We start from the raw sequence: 17,677 nt of genomic DNA on the forward strand, positions 1-17,677 counted from the left end.
AACGGAGTTCCCCGTGAGCAACCTTGTCTACAAGCTCAACCCGATGCCGCCGAAGATTCCGCAGGAGAAGCTCGACCGGCTGGCCAAGCTCGAAACCGCGACGATCGGCCATTTCTACCATTTCGGCTTCGCCACTCCGGCGATCCAGCCGGTGCTTCGCGGCAAGACCGTCGCCTCGACCCTGGCCACGCTGGCGATCCCGGGGCTCGACTCCACGCTGCTGCACCATTGCCTCAGCGAGTGCGGCCCGGGCTATTTCCTGGCGGTCGACCGTCTGGGCGACACCAAATACGCCTGCTGGGGCGGCGGCGTGACCCGGATGGCGGCGATGATCGGGCTCGACGGCGGCTGCGTCGACGGTCCGCATACCGACACGCTGGAAATCGAGGAGCAGCAGTTCCCGATGTGGTCGCGCGGCGCCTCGCCGGTCACCACCCGCCTCTACGACACCGGCGGCGGCTTCAACGTTCCGGTCTCGATCGGCGGCGCGGCGGCCCTTCCGGGCTATGCGGTGCTGGCCGATGACACTGGCATCCTCTTCATCGCGCCCGAGGATCTCGACGAGGTGCTCGAGATCGGCGAGCAGAAGACCGCGGCCAGCAAGGTCAACGAGCCGAAGGTCACCGCGGGCACCCATCTGGGCCAGCTCTCCGGCGCGACGAAGATGGTCGAGGCGAAGCGCGCAAAGTGAACCTGGTCCCGGCGCGGCGCCCTGCGCCGGGCCGGGGAAGGGCGCCCGCGGACCCATGCCCGGCTCCGCGGACCCATGCCTTCGGGCCGTCATGCGCCCGGTGCTCTGCCCCCGGGCGCCGATCCGCGAGACGGGTTGGCATGGCTGCGCAGCTTGCCGGCGATGATGGCACGCGGCGCGCCGAACCGGCCATTCGCGCATTCGCTCGGAGCATTCACGTTCATGCCCTTGTCTCATGAGTTTCCGGGTCCGTCGTTCCTGTTCGGGGCCGTCTGTTGCCCGCCATGCACGGCGGGCAACAGACGGCGGCGGCCGGATCGTGTCTGCCCAGCTCGACCGGACCGCGAGTGAGCAGGAGCGGCCGCCGTCTTCACCATGGGCCTGCAACGCCGCGGGAGGGGCTGCGCGTGCTTGCGCCNTGGCGAAGATGGCGGATCATGCCATCGGCATCCCGGACTCCCGTCCCGGCTCGGCGCCGCGCTCGACAGGCTGGCCGCGCGGATGGAGGGCGAAGCCCGGATGGCCGCCACCATGGACCGCGTCGCCGAAGGGCAGGAGCGCCTGACCGCCGTGCTGGAATCGCTTGCCGCGCAGCGCGAGGCCGAGGAGGACGGCCCCGATGCCGAGACCCGGATGCGCCTGCGCAGCATCGACGTGCAGCTGCTGCGGCTGATGGAGGACATCAATGCCGGACGGCAGGAAAGCGTGTCCGAGCTGCGCCATGACCTGACACGGCTGATCCGGGTGATCGAGCAGGCAACCGGCGCCGAAGGACCGCGCTGAGATGGCGCTGAGCCGCCGCAGCAACCGCTTCCAGGCCTCGATCTGGCCGGGATTCGTCGATGCGATGACCGGGCTGCTGCTGGTCCTGTTCTTCGTTCTGACCATCTTCATGGTGATGCAGTCGCTCCTGTCCGAGGAAATCTCGGGGCAGGAAAGCGAGCTCGACCAGCTCGGCGCGGAGCTCGAAACGCTGTCCGAGGCGCTGGGGCTGGAACGCGCGCGCAGCGCCGACCTGTCGAATGACGTCGCGCGGCTGGATGCCGATCTGGAAGAGGCCGGCAACGAGGCGCGGGCGCGCGAGACGCTGCTGGCCAATCTGCGCGCCGAAACCGAAAGCCAGTCGCAGGACCTGCAGGACGCCGCCGCGCGCGAGGCGGCGCTGCAATCCGAGCAGGACGCTCTGGAGCAAACCCTGGCGCAGGCCCGCGGCGAAATCGATGCGCAGGCCGAGCACGCTGGAGGCGGCGCTGCATCACGGCACGGCCGCGGCCTGCGCGGCGGTGATGACGCCGGCGACCCGGCTCTGCACCGCCGAAGACACGGCGCGGCTGCTCTCCGAATGCCAGGTCCGGGTGCTGCAGCGCGGGCGCTGATATCCGCCGACAGCCGGGACGGTTGCGATTTTTTCGGAAAATTGGCCAGGAAGCTGGCCAATTCTGCCGCGGCCTCCCGGCTTTTCGCCGCGCGGGACGAATTGCCTGAAACCCTTAACCTTCCCTTGTGTTGTCCCGAGAATGAAGTATGGCGTGCGCCAAGTTCTCAGGCATCGGGGAGTCTCGCATGGAAGACAATCAGACCGCTTCGACCGCAACCGACCTCTACGGCGTCAGCGCCTGGGGCCAGGGTCTGGTGCATGTGCTGCCGAACGGGGACGTTGCCGTTGCCGATCCGGCCCCGGAAGGCCAGGCCGTGCCGGTCTCGCTGCCCTCGATCATCGAAGGGCTGAACGAGCGCGGCATCGCCACGCCGATCCTCCTGCGCGTCGAGTCCTTCCTCAATATCGGCCTGCGCCGCCTGAACGAGGCCTTCCACGGCGCGATCGCCGCGAACGGCTACAAGGGCGAGTACCGCGGCGTCTTCCCGATCAAGGTCAACCAGCAGGCCGAGGTGGTCAACCGCCTGGTCCAGGCCGGCCAGCCCTACAATTACGGGCTCGAGGCGGGCTCGAAGCCCGAGCTGATCGTCGCGCTGGCGCAGCCGCTGGGCTACGAGAGCCTGATCATCTGCAACGGCATCAAGGACGACGAATTCGTCCGGCTGGCGATCCTCAGCCTGAAGCTCGGCTTCCGCACGGTGATCGTGCTGGAAAGCCTGAAGGAATTCGAGATCGTCAAGCGCGTCTCGGAAGAGCTGGGCATCAAGCCGATGCTCGGCGTGCGGGTCAAGCTGACCCAGGTCGTCACCGGCAAATGGGCGTCCTCCTCGGGCGACCGGTCGTCCTTCGGCATCGGCGCCGACCAGATCGTGACGCTGGTCGACCGGCTGCGCGAGACCGGCTTCCTCGACTGCCTGGTGCTGCAGCACAACCACCTCGGCTCGCAGGTGCCGAACGTGATCGACGTGCGCCGCACCGTGACCGAGGCCTGCCGCTTCTACACCGAACTGCGCCGCCTCGGCGCGCCGCTCGCCTTCCTCGACATGGGCGGCGGGCTCGGCGTCGACTATACCGGCGAGAAGCGCGCCAGCGAGAACTCGGTCAACTACACGGTGGACGAATACGCCGCGGCGATCGTGGAAACCGTGGGCTATGCGCTCGACGAGGCCGGCCACCCGCATCCGACGCTGGTCACCGAGTCGGGCCGCTATGTCGTCGCGCTCAGCTCGATGCTGATCTTCGACGTGCTCGACGCAACGCTCTACGGCGTGCCGCAGCGCCCGGACCTGACCGGCGACGAGCATCACTTCCTGCCCGACATGGTCGCGATCGAGGACTACGTGAAGCCGGGCCGGCTGCAGGAATGCTTCAACGACGCGGTCTATTACCGCGACGAGGTGCGCGCCCTGTTCCGCCGCGGCCAGCTGGACATCGGCCAGCTCGCCACCGCCGAGCGCTGCTTCCTCTACATCGTCAAGCGCATCCACACCGTGATCCAGGAAAACGGCGCGGGCGAGGCTCTGTCGGAAGCGATGGAAAGCATCGTCGACTACTACCACTGCAACTTCTCGCTGTTCCAGTCGCTGCCGGATGTCTGGGCGATCGACCAGCTGCATCCGATCATGCCGCTGCAGCGGCTGGACGAAACGCCGACGCGCCGCGCCGTGCTGACCGACATCACCTGCGACAGCGACGGCAAGATCGACAGCTTCATCCTCGGCGACGGCATCCACAAGTCGCTTCCCGTCCACGACCTCGAAGAGGACAAGCCCTACCATATCGGCGTGTTCTTCGTCGGCGCCTACCAGGAGACGCTGGGCGACCTGCACAACCTGTTCGGCGACGCGAACGTGGTGACGATCAGCCTGACCGGCGACGGCGGATTCAACATCGAGCACGAGACCGAGGGCGACACCATCGCCGAGGTGCTGAGCTATGTCGAATACGATCCCGCCGACATCCTGGCCGATTTCCGCAAGACGGTGGAACGCGCCGTCGCCCGCGGCACGGTGAATTCGGCCGAGCGCAAGGCGCTGATCGCGGCCTACAAGGACAGCTTGGGCGGCTATACCTATTTCGAGTGACCAAAGGGAAACTCGGCGAAATCAAGTCGGGTTTTCCCTGATCCCTGCCGGAGAAGTTTAATATTAACCTTGGGGCAGCTTTTCAACCCAAGGAATTCAGAGATGCTTGATTTCTCCGGCAGCCGCCAGGTTGCCCTCCTGCTCGCCGGGGTGGTCCTGCCCGGCGCCGCTTTCGCGGTGACGGCCGAGATCCCGCTGGGCTACTACACCTTGTCGAACGGCAGCGGCGACGGCGACGTCTCCGTCGAGGTGGATGCGATGGGCTTCATCGCGAGCGCCTATTTCGATCCGGCTGGCAGCATCGGATCGGGCTCGGTGATCTACGACAGCTTCACCACCGTGTCGCCCTATCAGGCCAATTACGGCATTTCGGGTGTCGCCTCCGGGGCCAGCACCCTGTCCGTGACGGCGAATTCCATGGTCTCGACCTTCTCGGTCAACAACCTCGCCTTCACGCTGACCCAGACCGTCGCCGATGCGATCGAGGACGGCGTGCAGACCGGCTCGGTCCTGACCCAGAGCTTCGTCATCGAGAACACCGCCGACGTGGCGAATTCCTTCGAGATGTACCGCTATCTCGATGGCGATCTCTACCTGACTGACCAGTCGCTGGCCGATGGCGGCGGCGTGACCTCGATGGCCGGCAATATCGTCGTCTACCAGACCGACGTGCTCGACGGGCAGACCGCCGAGGATACCTTCATCGGCATCACCCTCTCCGGCGAGGGGGCACAGGGCATCAGCTATGCGGTCGACCATTGCTGCGATCTGAACCTGCCGCTGGGCAACACCGTTGCCGAGGATCTGGACGGCGACGGCGTGACCGACGAAACCTACGACGTGACCGTGTCGCTGGGGACCAGCTACCAGCTGGCGGCAGGCGGCTCCGGCAGCTTCGTGACCACCACGATCTTCGGCAATGGCGAGCCGCCGGTCGCGGGGGATTCGGAATCGAACCCGATCCTGCCGAGCGCCACCTCGGGCGACGAGGTTCCGGCCTTCGACTTCGTGATCCCGGTCGTCGAGCTGGTGCCGATGGAGACCTTCTTCATCGATCCCGACATCGCCGTGGGCTATACCTACGAGGTCACCGGCGCCGCGTTCCATTCGGTCACCGCGCCGAGCCTCGTGGCCGTTCCCGACGGCGACGGCAGCTATGTTCTGAGCTATGGCGGCAACGACTATGTCCTGCTGGCGGGCGCGACCCATGTCTTCTCCGCCCCGGTCGGCAGCTTCGCGCTGAGCGGCATCGACGTCGCGCTAATGCTCGATCCGTCGGATGCCACCGCCTTCGTGACCGGGATCTCGCTGACCGACTTCGACCCGCTGGCCGCCAATGTCACCATCACCCAGACGCCGGTCACCGTCTTCGTGCCCGACATGCCGCCGGTGCCGCTGCCGGCGCCGGTCCTGCTGCTGGCCGGCGGGCTGGGCGGGCTTGCCGGTCTGCGGCGGCTTCGCGCACCACCTTGCGCAGCTCCGGCGCCCAGCCGTCGCGCAGCGCGCCCTGCCCGAGCTCGTTGGAGAACACCGCGCGCAAGAGCGGCGAGGCGCTGTCAGCGGGCGGCTCGATCTCGGCGGCCCGGTTCAGGATCCGGTTGATCTGCCAGAACTGGTCGCCGTTCCGGCCGCCCGGCCGCGCCGAGATCTCCTCGGCCAGCCCGGCGAGGTTCAGTTCGGACATGTAGGCCAGGCGCTGGCACATCTCCCGCAGCCCGTCCTCGAAGACGGCCACCTTTTCGCCGCCGGGCCGCTTGAGCCCGCGCCGCACCAGCGGGTCGATCAGCACCGCCTTCACCCGCTTCTCGCCTGCTTCCTGGTCCTGTCGTTCCATGCTCGGCCCTTCTCTCAGCAAGTTCCACTTATCCACAGGTCAGGACGGCAAGGTCGGCGCGACATGGTGTAGTGTCGTGTCATTTCCTTTCGTCTCCTGTCTTGTCATAGAGCGGACAGTTTTTTCCGTCCGAGGACGTCCAATTCTGTCCGGCGGACAGTTTCGGACGCGTCCGTCTTCAGATGAGGTTGGCAACTCCGAGGCGTTCCATCGCCTCCTTGACCCGTCCCGCGGTCCGGCTCTCCGAGGGGTAGGTCTCCCTCAGGAGCTCGTCGAGCTGCAGGACGAACATCTCGTTCGCGGCCAGCTTCGCATGGCCGAGCTTGGCCACCGTCGCCTTGAGCCGGTCCATGCGCTTGCGCTCGGCATCGGCCTTCTTCTTGTCGTCATTGGCCGTATGCCGGGCGAGCCCTTCCAGGGTGACCTCGGTGACCACGCTGTGCATCAGCCGGATCTCGGACCCGACCCGGCACTGAACCCAGCCGTGCAGCGGGTTCGGATCGCGCCGCATCAGCCCCTCCCACGCCTCCAGCGTCATCCTGGGCAGCTTGGCGATCAGCAGCTTCGGCGAGGTCGGCAGCGTGCCGACCGGGTCCTGCAGCCGCGACAGGGACCACAGCGCCAGGGCGACGCCCTGCACTTCCCAATCGGCCAGGCTGAAGAAGTCGCTGTTCAGGTAGCGGTTGTGGTGGAACTGGAAGAAGGAATGGCTTTCCAGCCGCTCGCCCTTCTCGATCGGATATTCCGGGATGTCATCGACCGCGGTCGGCACCGCGCTCAGCGTCCGTGCGCTCATGCCCGATACCCCGCCAGCACTGCATCCCGCGGCTCGCCCGAGAACTTCAGGTCCTGCCGCCGGACCCCGCAGACGATCCCGGAGACCGCGTTACGGGTCTTGCCGGTTGCCGTGGCGATCTGCCCGAAGCTCCAACCACACCGCACCATGTCGAGGATCGCCAGATCCGCATCATCCTGCGCGCGGCTGATTTCCGTCACCTGAACCGCCCGGGCCATCAGAGCAGCACCATGCCGAGCCAGGCAGTCCAATCGAGGCCGCGGACGACCCATGCGAACTGAACCAGCAGGATCACGAAGGCCCAGAACACCGCGACCGCGGCGAGCCCCAGAAACGGGCTGCCGCCGCTTGATGTCTGGCCCATATGGCCGAGGGTGTCGTCGTCATGCCGCTGCATGGGCGCCTCCTGTCGCAGTCGACTCCCGGCGCGCTGATGTGCTCAGGTGCGGCAACCGGAATCTGTTAAGGAAAGTAAAGGGATGGATTTTTTCTCGATCGACTTTGAAACCGCGAACCCGGACCAGTCGTCGATCTGCCAAATCGGCCTCGCCAAGGTCGACGCCGGAGCGGTCATCTCCGCAACGTCCGAGCTCGTGGACCCGCAAACGCATTTCGACCCGTACAACACGTTCATCCACGGGATCGAAGCCCATCACGTCGAAGGCGCACCCAAGCTGGGCATCGTCCTTCCGGAACTGCTTGAGACCCTCTCCGGCAACCATGTCGTGAGCCATTCGCCGTTTGACCGCACCGCTCTGACGCGCGCCGCCGAAGCGCACGGCCTGACCCTGCCGCCGATCACTTGGATCGACACGATGCGCATCGCACGGCGCGCCTGGCCGGATCAGTTCGGCATATCCGGCTATGGCCTCAGCAACATCGCGAAGACCTTCGGCATCACCTTCGACCACCACGACGCTGGTGAGGATGCCCGCGTCGCCGCACTGATCATGCTCCGAGCAATCGAGGACACCGGCATTGCGCTCGCTGACTGGCCCGCGCGCATGAAGCGCAGCATCCGGCCCCGGTTCGAAACTGCTTCCGGCAAGGATCATCCGCCGAATCCTGACGGAACCTTCTTTGGCAATCTCATGGTCTTCACCGGCGCCCTGAGCCTTCCAAGGGGCGACGCCATGGAAAAGGCTGCAGAAGTCGGGTTCGAGATCAAGGGAAGCGTCAGCAAGAAGGTCGGCTTCATCGTGGTCGGCAATCAGGATGCGAAGCTTATGGCGCCCGGCCAGAGCAAGAGCTCCAAGCACCGCAAGGCCGAAGAGTTGATCGCTGCCGGACACGATCTGAAGATCCTGACCGAGGCAGACTTCCTGCAGCTGGTCAGCCAGGACTGACGCAAACACCCCGCGCGGCCCAACCGACCGCGCGAGGCGGAACTGCCGCTCCGCATCCCGGCGGCCGCGCGCTCTTGACCATGCGTCAAAAGGTGCATTCAGGATCTCGGAACTCGACTTGCGAACCCGACATGTGGTCTGATTGACCTGCGCCTTTCTCCGAGGCACCCGGCAGCCCTCTCCCCAAGACCGGACGGCCGGACCGCGCTGCGGCTCGTCCATGCGGCCGCAGCGCCCCTTCCGGAGGATTCCGGATTTCCTGACTCGGCGTGGATCCGCGGCAGGCGTAGCCTTGTGCGGCCCGGGGCTGATCCGGCCGGGCGCGTCCCCGTCCAGAGTTGAGGAGCCGCCGTGCAAGCTCGCGATGCTACAGAAGCCCGTCATTCGGCGACGATCCCATCGCTCTGCGCTGGGTTATCTTTCATGAAGGCGCGCAATTTCTCGACCGCCCGGTCGATCTCTTCCTGTTTTCGCGGGAGCCTCTCTGCTTGCCTCCAGCTTCCCAGCGCATACTGGCAAACAGTCGACACAGAGATACCGCGGGCATCCGCATATGATTTCACCTGCTGGAGCACTTGATGGACATCGGGCTTGGTCATATCGGCACGCTAGGCCATTTGGCCTACCCTAGCAATGGCCAAATGGCTAGTAGAGTTAGGCCAAGTGGCGAAATACCATTCGGCATGTCCGATGAGCAGTTTCGCGAAGCGCTTCGCGCCGAATTAACACGCCGGAACCTGTCCGCGCTCGCACTCTCAAAGGGTTGCGGCGTCAGTCAGTCCGTTCTGTCGAAATTCCTTACAGGTAATCGAGCAAGCATCAGGCTCTCCGACGCCATGGCAATATGCGACTATTTCGGTGTTGAAATTAAAGATTTTATTTCGGGAACCGCGATATCTAGCCCCCAGGAGAAGCTAGCCGCCGAAGCCAAGAAGCTATCCGATAGCGAAGCAGAATTAATCCTGCGGCAAGTGACAGGAGTAGTGGCATCTCAACATCGGGAAGAGACGCCAACCTGAGGATGTCCTTTCGAGTCATTCACGACCAATCTCCCGGGCGCCGGGGCAATACAGAATTTGCGTTTAGCCATTTGGCCTAACTTTCTCTTGCATTAAGCCAAATGGCCTAATACTGTCCCCCTAACACAGGAGGACATGATGCAACAGCCCGACGCGATTACCGGAGGCGATCTTCGCAACCCTTGCGATAGGTCAATCAAACATACCGAATTCGATACGGACCCCACGTCAGGCATGGAATCCCTGACTGTTTCCGCCGCGCGCGCCGCTGGCGAGGCCATCCCGGAGACTGGCGTCCATGCATTCCGCGGCATCCACATCGCAGCACCGGGTCCGGAGACCGTCATCCACATCGGCGACGGCACCACCTTCGGGAGGCGCTGAGCGATGGCGACCATCCCCGCCCATGAACGCGCCTTCGCGCTGCGCCGCGCCCGCCTGATCATCAATGGCGACCACCCCGCCAAGGTCCATGACGAAGCCCTGCAGACCCTCTGGGACCATGATCCGCGCCTCACGCGCCTGAACTATGCCGGGCACCTGACCATGGCCTGCGATGCGCGCCAGCCCGCGCTGGTCCGTGCCTCCGCTATCGACTGGATCGCCTCTCACACCCTGAGCACTGACCAGGTCGGCCAGGCCCGCCTGGACCGGCTGCGCGCCGGGCTGATGACGGTGGGCGAGCCCGCCTGACGGAACTCCGCGGCTGATGGGCCAGCCGCGGATGGCGTGCCCCGGTCTTCCTCCTCCCTGGCCGGGGCGCGCGACAAGATACCGGGCGACCACAAGCCCGGAGCGCATGCGGCTGAGAGGCTGGCGACGTTAAACCCGCCGCATGCGCGCCAGACACCCGGCCGCCACCAGCCACACCCTGGCCCGGGACAGGCCCAGCCGCTCTCTCCCCCAGGCGGCTGGGCCGAGATGACCGCTCCGGCGGGGGCCCGATGCACCCGCACAAACCCCGTATGACGCTCAACCACCAAGCGTCGGGCCCCCACCAGAGCGATCAGGACATCTCCGGCGCGTGGCCGGTTATCGACGGGACGGCCAGCGCAGGGCCGCAGGGCATTTCGCCAGCCCGGCCACGCACCCGAGACGCCCCAACCATGGAGACAGCCGTGATGACGAAACCCAAGGGGCCCGGGCTGCCCCGCCCCGCAGAGCCGCGCGACCCGTACAAGCTGACATCGCTCGAGCAGATCCTCGCTCTCTTCGACAGCGGCGACTTCCTGGAAAAGGTCATGGACGGTCATCGCGACCTGCAAATCGACCTTATGGAACACAAGGCAGAGCACGGCACCAAGGGCTGCCAGGGCACGATGACGATCCAGGTCAGCTATGCGCTCGGCAAGTCCGGAGACGTGGCCATGGGCGCCAATGTCGCCTTCAAGGGACCGAAGAAGCCGCCGAGCTCCGCCGCAGCCTTCATCAACGATCAGGGCGAGCTGACCCTCTACAGCCCGTTCATGAAGCGCATGCACGAGCCGGTCCGCGACGTGACCGGCACGAACTACGACCCGGAGACGGGCGAGATCCGCGACATCGACTGACCACCAGGAGACGACAATGCCCGAGACCGTCGACAGCACGTCCGACGCGCGCACCGCGAACAACGCCGTGCGCCATCAATACCGCATCCTCAGCGACACAGAGAAGGCCCAGATGGCTGAGATCAAGGACATGGGCGCCGCGCTGATCCGCAAGCTGCACGAGATCGGCGGCACGCCCTACGACGGCGACCGCTTCTTTTCCCGCGATCTGTCGCTGGCGAACACCCACATCGAGGACGCCGTGATGCGCGCCGTCCGCCACATCACCGCCTGAACCGAGGACATCATGAACGAGATCGAACTGACCGCGGGCGAGAATACCGCCCAGACCGTGGCCGAGCTGATGAAGCAGCTCGGCGAATTCGAGACCGTTGCAGGTCTCGACGGCGGAACGGGACCGCACCTCGTGACGCTGCCGAAAGGGCGCACGATCGAAGACCTGACGCAGAAGCACCGCGAGGCGCTGGAGTTCTTCAAGCCGCTGCGCCGCAAGGGCACAGCCCAACTGAAGGACCTCGACAGCCTGATCCTCTGGGCGAACCGCTTCAAGGCCGAGGAATCCGTGCTCTACGCAAGCCCGGCGATGAGCGCGCCCAAGCTGACCTGCATCGCCGACTACCATGCCGAGGGCCCCGGGGCAGCAGTAGCGGCCGACCCGACGGCCCGCCACTGCCACCACCGCGCCGTCTACGACTTTCCGCTGTCCGAGGAATGGAAGGCGTGGATGAAGATTTCCGGCCAGTCCCAGGACAAGGACGAGCTGGGCGAGTTCATCGAGGCCAACGCCAAGGACATCATGGACCCGACGCCCGCGATCATCGCCATGGCGGAGAAGGACACGAACCAGCCCTGGGAAAACCGGCTGATCCGCACCGCCCAGCAGATCGAGGGCCGCTTCGGCCAACTGCACCAGCTGCTCGCCATGTCGAAGCGCTTCCAGGTCTTCGAGACCTCCGACCTGAAGGTGCAGACCAACCGCGATACCGGCGAGGCCGAGATCCAGTTCCTGAACGAGCACAAGGATGCCGAGGGAAAGCCCCTCAACATCCCGAACCTCATCATCATCACGATCCCGGTCTTCCTCGGCGGCGCGCCCTACCGGATGCCGGTCCGCTTCCGCTACCGCAAGGCCGGAGCAGCGGTGAAGTTCATCATGACGATCTACAATCCGGAGAAGGTCTTCGAGGCCGCTTTCGACGAGGCCGTGAACACCGCCACCGAGGCCACCGGCCTGCCCTGCTTCCGCGGCACGCCCGAGGCGTGACCGTCCGCTGAAAGAGCACCAGGCGCCGCCCTGCTCGATCTGCTGCGATCCTGCCTGGCGGGACCAAGGCGCCGGCACCTGCCCCGGGGATCAGCCTCGGGGCCCTTTCCCCAGGAGACATTTCATGACCGCCTGCACGCTCACATTCCGCCTGCCGCTGATCCTCCTAGCCCTGCTGGCCCTCGCCGCCGTCCTGATGGCGGTCTGATCATGACCAAGAACAAGCTCACCAACCTGACCGACCACCTGTTCATGCAGCTTGAGCGGCTGACGGACGAGGACATCGATGCCGACAAGCTGGAGCTTGAGGCCAAGCGCGCCGAGTCCATCGTCGCGATCTCCGACCAGATCATCAGCACGGCCGATCTGCAGCTGAAGGCTGCCAAGCTCTTCGCCGACCACGGCGAGAACGTGCTGCCGCTGCTGCCGCAGATCGGCAACGCGAAGACATCCGGAGGATCGGAATGAAAGGGCACTGGATCAGCTACAGCGCCGCCGAACTCGCCTGGATCGAGGAGCATGCCGCCATGACCAGGAGAGAGCTGCACGCGCACTTCGTGGAGAGGTTCTGCCGCACCGATGTCACCGTCGACCACATCAAGGCGCTCTGCACGCGCCGCGGCTGGAAGACCGGCCGCACGGGCCAGTTCCGGAAAGGCCAGCCGAGTCACAACAAGGGCAAGACGGGCATCCATCACGCGGGAAGCGAAAAGGGATGGTTCAAGCCCGGCGTCCGCCAAGGCGTGGCGACACGGCTATACAAGCCCATCGGCACCGAGCGCGTCACGCGCGACGGCTATCTGGAGCGCAAGATCAACGACGACCTGCCGCTGCAGCGCCGCTGGCGCGCCGTGCACCTGATCCGCTGGGAAGAGCGCAACGGTCCCCTTCCCGAGGGCCACGCGCTGAAGTGCCTGGACGGCGACAAGCTCAACACCGCGCCGGAGAACTGGGCCTGCATTCCGCGCGCAATCCTGCCGCGCCTGAACGGGCGCTTCGGCAGGGCATTCGACCAAGCCCCCGTGGAGTTGAGACCGCTCATCCTTGCCACGGCCAAGCTCGAACATGCCGCACGTGAAGCGAAGAAGGGAACGAGATGACCACCACCGACATCATTGAGATCGAGGTCCAGATCCACCAGCGCGAGCAGGGCGCGATCTTGGTCAGCACCACCGGAGACCTGCGCGACGCCGTCAAGCTGCCGCGCAGCTCGGTCCGCATCGAGAAGACCGGCGGCAGCCTCGCGATCCTGACGATCAGCGAGGACATGGCGATCGAGAAAGGGCTGGTCTGATGGGGCACATGCAGCCGATCCGGGAGTACCTCGACCAGCTCGAGGAGACCTTCATCCACCACCGCCGGCCGGAACCGGAGAACCCGCTGATCCACGAGTCGCCGCAGCAGACCCAGCGCCGCCTGATCGAGGAGCACGACCGGCGCTGCGGCCGCACGGTAGGCGGGCCGCCAACCAGCGACGTGATCCGCCGCGCCATGGGCGATAGTTCTCCGGAGCTTAAGGCGCGCCGCTCGGCAGTGCTGGAAGCGCTGCGGACAAACCCAGAAGCCGCGGCCGAAGAGGTGGCCGCCGCGCTCGGTCAACCCCTCCTGTCGATCCGCAAGGACATCCAGGCGCTGAAGATGGGAGGGCTGATCTGATGACTGAGCAAGAGCCTACCTACGCCATGCCAGGAGAGGCATTTCCGGAGTTCTGCGACCGGCTCTGGACGATGGCGCACAACACCAGGTCGCGCGTCGTCGGCAGGCACAATGACATGACGGTTACGATTGAGATCGACCAGCCAGACGTCTGCACAGCCGACGGCTATCCGTTCGAGATGATGGGGAGGGAGCTGGAATGAGCGCCCGGCCCCAACCCGTATTCATGCTGGACGAGGGCGCCGCGGCGCGGGCACTGTCATTGAAGCCAGTTGAGTTCCGGCGCCTCGTGGCCATGGGCATCATGCCGAGACCGCGAGACCTAGGCGGGTTCAAGCGGTGGGTCGCCGAAGAGATCCGCGTCATCGCAACCGGGGAAGCGGCCAAGCCTCCGGAGAGCAAGTTCGAGGTCTGATATGGTGAAGCGGATCGAGCGCAAGCATCTGGTTTGGAGGACGCGCCGCCTGTCTGACGGCACCGTCATCGAGTACCCGACCCACCTCGTGACATGGTGGGAAGGCGGAAAGCAGAAGAGGCGGCAGATCACGCTGAAATGGGGCAACGACCCCGCCGAACTGGACCGGCTCTATTGGCTTGCCGAGACCGGCACGCATCCGCAGCAGGTCCGCGGCGACATCGCGCGGCGCACATGGGGCGACCTCGTGAAGCTCTGGCAGGCCGACCCGCGCGAGCAGAAGCGGCTATCCGCCGGGACGCTCCGCAGCTACCAGCGCGAGATGGGCTACATCCTCGCCAAGAACGCGGACAAGCCCGTCGCCGCGCTGACCCGCGCCGACCTGCGCGCTGTCCACAGCGCCCTGAGCGAGACCCCGCGGAAAGCCGACTGGCGCGTGCAGATGGTGTCGAAGCTCTGGAACTATGCGAAGCGGAAAAAGGACTGGCCGCTGGGCGACAATCCGGCGGAAGGCCTTGACCTGTTCGGCGTGTCGAGCCCGTTCAACCCATGGCCGCAATGGATGGTCGACGCGCTGGACGATGCCCCAGCTGATGTGCGGACCCTAGCGCGCCTGATCCTCGGCCGCGGCGAGCGGCCCGGCGCGGCGGTCCTGGCGCGCTGGGATGCGTTCAGCGGCGACTGGATGACCGTCACCGACGAGAAGATGGATCACACCTATGAGGTCTATTGCCCAGCCGGGCTCGCCTCGTATCTCGACGGCGTTCCGCGGCGCGGAGCCTACATCCTGCCGAAGAACCTGACAGAGCCGCGCGGCTATTCCGCCGTGGAGAAAGAGTTCAGAACCTGGCGCGCGAAGCTCGGCCCCAAGGCCAAGGGCTACGTCTTGCACGGGCTCCGCAAGCTGGCCATCGTGCAGCTCGCCGAGAGCGGCGCGACCGACGCAGAGATCCAGGCCATCACGAACCAGACGCCCGAGACCATTGCCTACTATCGGACAATGGCCGACCGGAAGGTCATGTCACGCAATGCCCAGATTCGGCGAGAGCGCGGTTTGGACAGAACATGAACGGAACAGGTACGTTAGACACAAGCGTTACACACAGTGAGTTCGCGACCTCTGAGGCGCCGCGGAATATCCTGTAAGTCCTTGAAAAGGGCTGGTACCCGAGGTCGGACTCGAACCGACATGACCTAAGCCGGGGGATTTTGAATCCCCTGCGTCTACCATTCCGCCACTCGGGCCCAGTTCTCCGCAAATACGACGGGCACTGCGCGCGGTCAACTGGCATCCGCAGGGCCCTCGCATTTGGCTTTGGGCTTTCCGTAACTTTCTGGAAATCCTGAGAAGTCCGTGGAGGAAGTCGTCGACCCAGCCCGCCCGCTTCGGCTTGACGGAGAGCGATCCCTTCGAGGTGTCCCTCCGCACATGTCCAGCACGCGGCGGCGCAGGACGGCAATGCCGGCCGGACCGTTACCCGTGCGGTTGCGGGCTGTGTCCTCCCCGAAGGACAACTCGGGCTGCCAGTGCAGCGCGTTCTCGATCGCCCAATGCGCGCACGGTGTCCATCAGGACCCCGGGCCCGGGCAGCCAGGACAGCGCGGAAATCCGGGTCTCCGAGGTGGTTCTGCCGTCGGCGGCGCGCGTGGCCTCGATCTGGCCGAAGGCCTTGAGCCCGGGGAAGTCATGATGCTCCGCCAGTCCCTTGGCCGGAACGGCCACGGCCGTCCGGGTCTCCGTCCGACCGTGGCCCGTCCCCTCCGTTCCGGCACCCGGGCCAGAATCCGCGGCCTTGTCCAGGCACGCCCGGGCGCCGGAGAGCCGCGGGCCCCGGTTCGCCTCCGGCGTCCCCGGGCACCAGCCGCCCGCGCCGCGCTGGCCGCCGCCTTTCCGCGGACCGAGGACTGGGGACCGGCGGCGGTGGTCGACACCTGCCGCCGCCTGCTGCCCGAAGACACGCTGGCCACGGTGGATTCGGGCGCGCACCGCATCCTGCTGTCGCAGATGTGGGACTGTTCCGAGCCGAAGGGGCTGGTGCAGTCGACCGGCTTCTGCACGATGGGCTGCGCCCTGCCGCTGGCGATCGGCACCAAGCTGGCCGAACCGGAGCGGACGGTCGTCGGCTTCATGGGCGATGCCGGCTTCCTGATGGTGGCGGGCGAGCTGGCCACCGCCGCAGAGCGCGGGCTGGCACCGATCTTCGTTGTCTTCGCCGATGCGCAGCTGGCGCTGATCGAGCTGAAGCAGCGCCAGCGGCAGCTGCCGACTGCCGGGGTCGCCTTCGCGCGGCATGACTTTGCCGCCATCGCCCGCGCCTTCGGCGGCGAGGGCCACACCGTGACGGACCGCGACGGGCTGGCCGCAGCGCTGGCGCAGGCGCAGGCGGCCGACCGGTTCACCGTGATTTCCGCTGTCATTCCGGGGGGGAGCTATGACGGACGCATCTAGGGGGGCGCTCGACGGCGTCACCGTTCTGGACCTCAGCCGGATCCTCGCCGGGCCCACCTGCACGCAATTGCTGGGCGATCTGGGCGCCACGGTCTGGAAGGTCGAGAACCCGGCCACCGGCGGCGACGACACCCGCGCCTGGGGGCCGCCCTTCGTCGGCGATGCCGAAGGCCGCAAGACCGATCTGAGCGCCTATTACCTCTGCGCCAACCGCAACAAATCCTCGATCGCGCTCGACCTCGCCACGCCCGAGGGCCAGCGCATCGCCGCCGCGCTCGCCGCCCGCGCCGACATCGTCATCGAGAACTGGAAGCCCGGGAGCCTGGCGAAATACGGGCTCGACCACGCTACGCTGTGCAAGCGGCATCCCGGCCTCGTCTATTGCTCGATCTCCGGCTACGGCCAGACCGGGCCGAACCGCGACAAGCCGGGCTATGACCTGATGGCCCAAGGGTATGGCGGGATCATGAGCCTGACCGGCGCGCCCGACGGCGAACCGATGAAGGTCGGCGTCGGCATCGCCGACGTGATGTGCGGGATGTACGCGACGATCGGCATCCTCGCCGCGCTTCGCCACCGCGACCGCACCGGCGAGGGCCAGCATGTCGACCTGGCGCTGGTCGACAGCCAGATGGCCTGGACGATCAACGAGGGCACCAACTACCTCGCCAGCGGCAAGGTCCCCGAACGGCGCGGCAACCAGCATCCGAACATCGTCCCCTACGGCGTGTTCGAGGCGGCGGACGGCCATGCCATCGTGGCGGTCGGCAATGACGGGCAGTTCGCCCGGTTCTGCGACGCCTTCGGGCTGGCCGGGCTGGAAACCGACCCGGATTACGCCACCAACCCGGCGCGCATCGCCAACCGCGGGGCGCTGCTGGCGCGGATCGCGCCGGTGCTGGCCAAGGTTCCCGCCGCCGAAATCGTCGCGCGGCTCGAGGCGCGCAAAGTCCCCGCGGGGCCGATCCACGACATGGCGCAGGTCTTTGCTTCGGACCAGGCGCAGGCGCGCGGCATGGTGGTGGAGATGGAGAGCCGCCACGGCCCGGTCCGGCTGATCGGCAACCCGCTGAAATTCTCGCGGACGCCGGTGCGGTATGCCAAGGCGCCGCCCTCCTGCGGCGAGGACAGTGAAACAATTCTCGCGGAAATCGCGGCGGAAACGTCCGGCCCGGCGGGATGTTAACGCCAACGG

The 17,677-nt window shown here is 66.2% G+C and carries 23 protein-coding genes, 1 tRNA gene and 1 pseudogene; 20 read left to right on the plus strand and 5 right to left on the minus strand.

The annotated features are described in order from the left end of the window. Window positions 1–13: 13 nt before the first annotated feature. From C7T91_RS09175 to C7T91_RS09190, 4 genes are all read left to right on the plus strand, one after another. Complete coding sequence (locus C7T91_RS09175; RefSeq protein ID WP_108258974.1) at window positions 14–691, plus strand: RraA family protein; 678 nt, start codon at window positions 14–16, stop codon at window positions 689–691. Between the two features lie 519 nt (window positions 692–1,210). Then, a complete protein-coding gene (locus C7T91_RS09180) occupies window positions 1,211–1,474 on the plus strand; it encodes a hypothetical protein (protein ID WP_161555823.1) in 264 nt (87 codons plus the stop codon). Between the two features lie 780 nt (window positions 1,475–2,254). Continuing rightward, window positions 2,255–4,153, plus strand: coding sequence for a biosynthetic arginine decarboxylase (gene speA, locus C7T91_RS09185; RefSeq protein WP_108258976.1), 1,899 nt, complete (start codon window positions 2,255–2,257; stop codon window positions 4,151–4,153). A gap of 102 nt (window positions 4,154–4,255) precedes the next feature. Continuing rightward, window positions 4,256–5,755: a hypothetical protein gene (locus tag C7T91_RS09190; protein ID WP_108258977.1), complete on the plus strand. Its 1,500-nt coding sequence runs from the start codon at window positions 4,256–4,258 to the stop codon at window positions 5,753–5,755. A 410-nt stretch (window positions 5,756–6,165) separates the two neighbouring features. On the opposite strand, the gene C7T91_RS09195 is transcribed toward C7T91_RS09190, so the two are convergent. The 3 genes from C7T91_RS09195 to C7T91_RS09205 are packed head-to-tail and all read right to left on the minus strand — an operon-like array spanning window position 6,166 to window position 7,180. Beyond that, a complete protein-coding gene (locus tag C7T91_RS09195; RefSeq protein WP_108258978.1) occupies window positions 6,166–6,783 on the minus strand; it encodes a hypothetical protein in 618 nt (205 codons plus the stop codon). Then, window positions 6,780–7,001 (minus strand): hypothetical protein, encoded by a 222-nt coding sequence (locus C7T91_RS09200; RefSeq protein ID WP_108258979.1) that lies wholly within the window; start codon window positions 6,999–7,001, stop codon window positions 6,780–6,782. Before C7T91_RS09200 ends, C7T91_RS09195 begins: the two co-directional genes overlap by 4 nt. Next, the gene (locus C7T91_RS09205; protein ID WP_108258980.1) at window positions 7,001–7,180 is read right to left on the minus strand and encodes a hypothetical protein; all 180 of its coding nucleotides are present in this window, start codon (window positions 7,178–7,180) and stop codon (window positions 7,001–7,003) included. Before C7T91_RS09205 ends, C7T91_RS09200 begins: the two co-directional genes overlap by 1 nt. Before the next feature lie 82 nt (window positions 7,181–7,262). Here C7T91_RS09205 and C7T91_RS09210 point away from each other — a divergent pair, with 82 nt between their 5' ends. Continuing rightward, entirely contained in the window at window positions 7,263–8,129 is an 867-nt protein-coding gene (locus C7T91_RS09210; protein ID WP_108258981.1) for an exonuclease domain-containing protein, read from the plus strand. A gap of 380 nt (window positions 8,130–8,509) precedes the next feature. On the opposite strand, the gene C7T91_RS35260 is transcribed toward C7T91_RS09210, so the two are convergent. Beyond that, on the minus strand, window positions 8,510–8,728 hold the full coding sequence (locus C7T91_RS35260; protein WP_236638134.1) for a hypothetical protein: 219 nt from the start codon (window positions 8,726–8,728) through the stop codon (window positions 8,510–8,512). A gap of 84 nt (window positions 8,729–8,812) precedes the next feature. Between C7T91_RS35260 and C7T91_RS09215 the strand changes: the two genes are divergently transcribed. The 13 genes from C7T91_RS09215 to C7T91_RS09270 all read left to right on the plus strand — a co-directional run bounded on the left by C7T91_RS09215 (window position 8,813) and on the right by C7T91_RS09270 (window position 15,102). Next, window positions 8,813–9,148, plus strand: coding sequence for a helix-turn-helix domain-containing protein (locus tag C7T91_RS09215; protein ID WP_236638135.1), 336 nt, complete (start codon window positions 8,813–8,815; stop codon window positions 9,146–9,148). Window positions 9,149–9,286: 138 nt separating this feature from the next. Continuing rightward, on the plus strand, window positions 9,287–9,532 hold the full coding sequence (locus C7T91_RS31510; RefSeq protein ID WP_145962823.1) for a hypothetical protein: 246 nt from the start codon (window positions 9,287–9,289) through the stop codon (window positions 9,530–9,532). A 3-nt stretch (window positions 9,533–9,535) separates the two neighbouring features. Continuing rightward, window positions 9,536–9,841, plus strand: coding sequence for a hypothetical protein (locus C7T91_RS09220; RefSeq protein WP_108258983.1), 306 nt, complete (start codon window positions 9,536–9,538; stop codon window positions 9,839–9,841). 428 nt (window positions 9,842–10,269) lie between these two features. Next, a complete protein-coding gene (locus C7T91_RS09225) occupies window positions 10,270–10,698 on the plus strand; it encodes a hypothetical protein (RefSeq protein ID WP_108258984.1) in 429 nt (142 codons plus the stop codon). Window positions 10,699–10,714: 16 nt separating this feature from the next. Next, window positions 10,715–10,972, plus strand: a complete 258-nt coding sequence (locus tag C7T91_RS09230) for an Acb2/Tad1 domain-containing protein (RefSeq protein ID WP_108258985.1) — start codon at window positions 10,715–10,717, stop codon at window positions 10,970–10,972. A gap of 12 nt (window positions 10,973–10,984) precedes the next feature. Next, window positions 10,985–11,962, plus strand: a complete 978-nt coding sequence (locus C7T91_RS09235) for a DUF2303 family protein (RefSeq protein WP_108258986.1) — start codon at window positions 10,985–10,987, stop codon at window positions 11,960–11,962. 210 nt (window positions 11,963–12,172) lie between these two features. Further along, window positions 12,173–12,430: a hypothetical protein gene (locus tag C7T91_RS09240; protein WP_108258987.1), complete on the plus strand. Its 258-nt coding sequence runs from the start codon at window positions 12,173–12,175 to the stop codon at window positions 12,428–12,430. Beyond that, a complete protein-coding gene (locus C7T91_RS09245; RefSeq protein WP_108258988.1) occupies window positions 12,427–13,062 on the plus strand; it encodes an HNH endonuclease in 636 nt (211 codons plus the stop codon). Before C7T91_RS09240 ends, C7T91_RS09245 begins: the two co-directional genes overlap by 4 nt. Next, the gene (locus tag C7T91_RS09250) at window positions 13,059–13,256 is read left to right on the plus strand and encodes a hypothetical protein (protein ID WP_108258989.1); all 198 of its coding nucleotides are present in this window, start codon (window positions 13,059–13,061) and stop codon (window positions 13,254–13,256) included. The genes C7T91_RS09245 and C7T91_RS09250 overlap by 4 nt, the downstream gene beginning before the upstream one ends. Window positions 13,257–13,264: 8 nt before the next feature. Next, a complete protein-coding gene (locus tag C7T91_RS09255; protein ID WP_145962824.1) occupies window positions 13,265–13,618 on the plus strand; it encodes a hypothetical protein in 354 nt (117 codons plus the stop codon). Beyond that, on the plus strand, window positions 13,618–13,821 hold the full coding sequence (locus C7T91_RS09260) for a hypothetical protein (RefSeq protein ID WP_108258991.1): 204 nt from the start codon (window positions 13,618–13,620) through the stop codon (window positions 13,819–13,821). The genes C7T91_RS09255 and C7T91_RS09260 overlap by 1 nt, the downstream gene beginning before the upstream one ends. Beyond that, complete coding sequence (locus C7T91_RS09265) at window positions 13,818–14,033, plus strand: hypothetical protein (RefSeq protein ID WP_236638136.1); 216 nt, start codon at window positions 13,818–13,820, stop codon at window positions 14,031–14,033. Before C7T91_RS09260 ends, C7T91_RS09265 begins: the two co-directional genes overlap by 4 nt. Window position 14,034: 1 nt before the next feature. Next, window positions 14,035–15,102: a hypothetical protein gene (locus C7T91_RS09270; protein ID WP_108258992.1), complete on the plus strand. Its 1,068-nt coding sequence runs from the start codon at window positions 14,035–14,037 to the stop codon at window positions 15,100–15,102. A gap of 92 nt (window positions 15,103–15,194) precedes the next feature. Here C7T91_RS09270 and C7T91_RS09275 read toward each other — a convergent pair. Beyond that, a tRNA-Leu gene (locus C7T91_RS09275) sits at window positions 15,195–15,278 on the minus strand. 616 nt (window positions 15,279–15,894) lie between these two features. Between C7T91_RS09275 and C7T91_RS09285 the strand changes: the two are divergent. Together C7T91_RS09285 and C7T91_RS09290 are read left to right on the plus strand one after the other, a co-directional pair. Then, window positions 15,895–16,482, plus strand: a pseudogene (locus tag C7T91_RS09285) (thiamine pyrophosphate-dependent enzyme); the annotation flags it as partial. Continuing rightward, window positions 16,466–17,668, plus strand: coding sequence for a CaiB/BaiF CoA transferase family protein (locus C7T91_RS09290; RefSeq protein WP_108258994.1), 1,203 nt, complete (start codon window positions 16,466–16,468; stop codon window positions 17,666–17,668). The pseudogene C7T91_RS09285 and the gene C7T91_RS09290, both read left to right, overlap by 17 nt. Window positions 17,669–17,677 lie beyond the last annotated feature (9 nt).

The organism is Mangrovicoccus ximenensis (assembly GCF_003056725.1).
GTDB lineage: Bacteria > Pseudomonadota > Alphaproteobacteria > Rhodobacterales > Rhodobacteraceae > Mangrovicoccus > Mangrovicoccus ximenensis.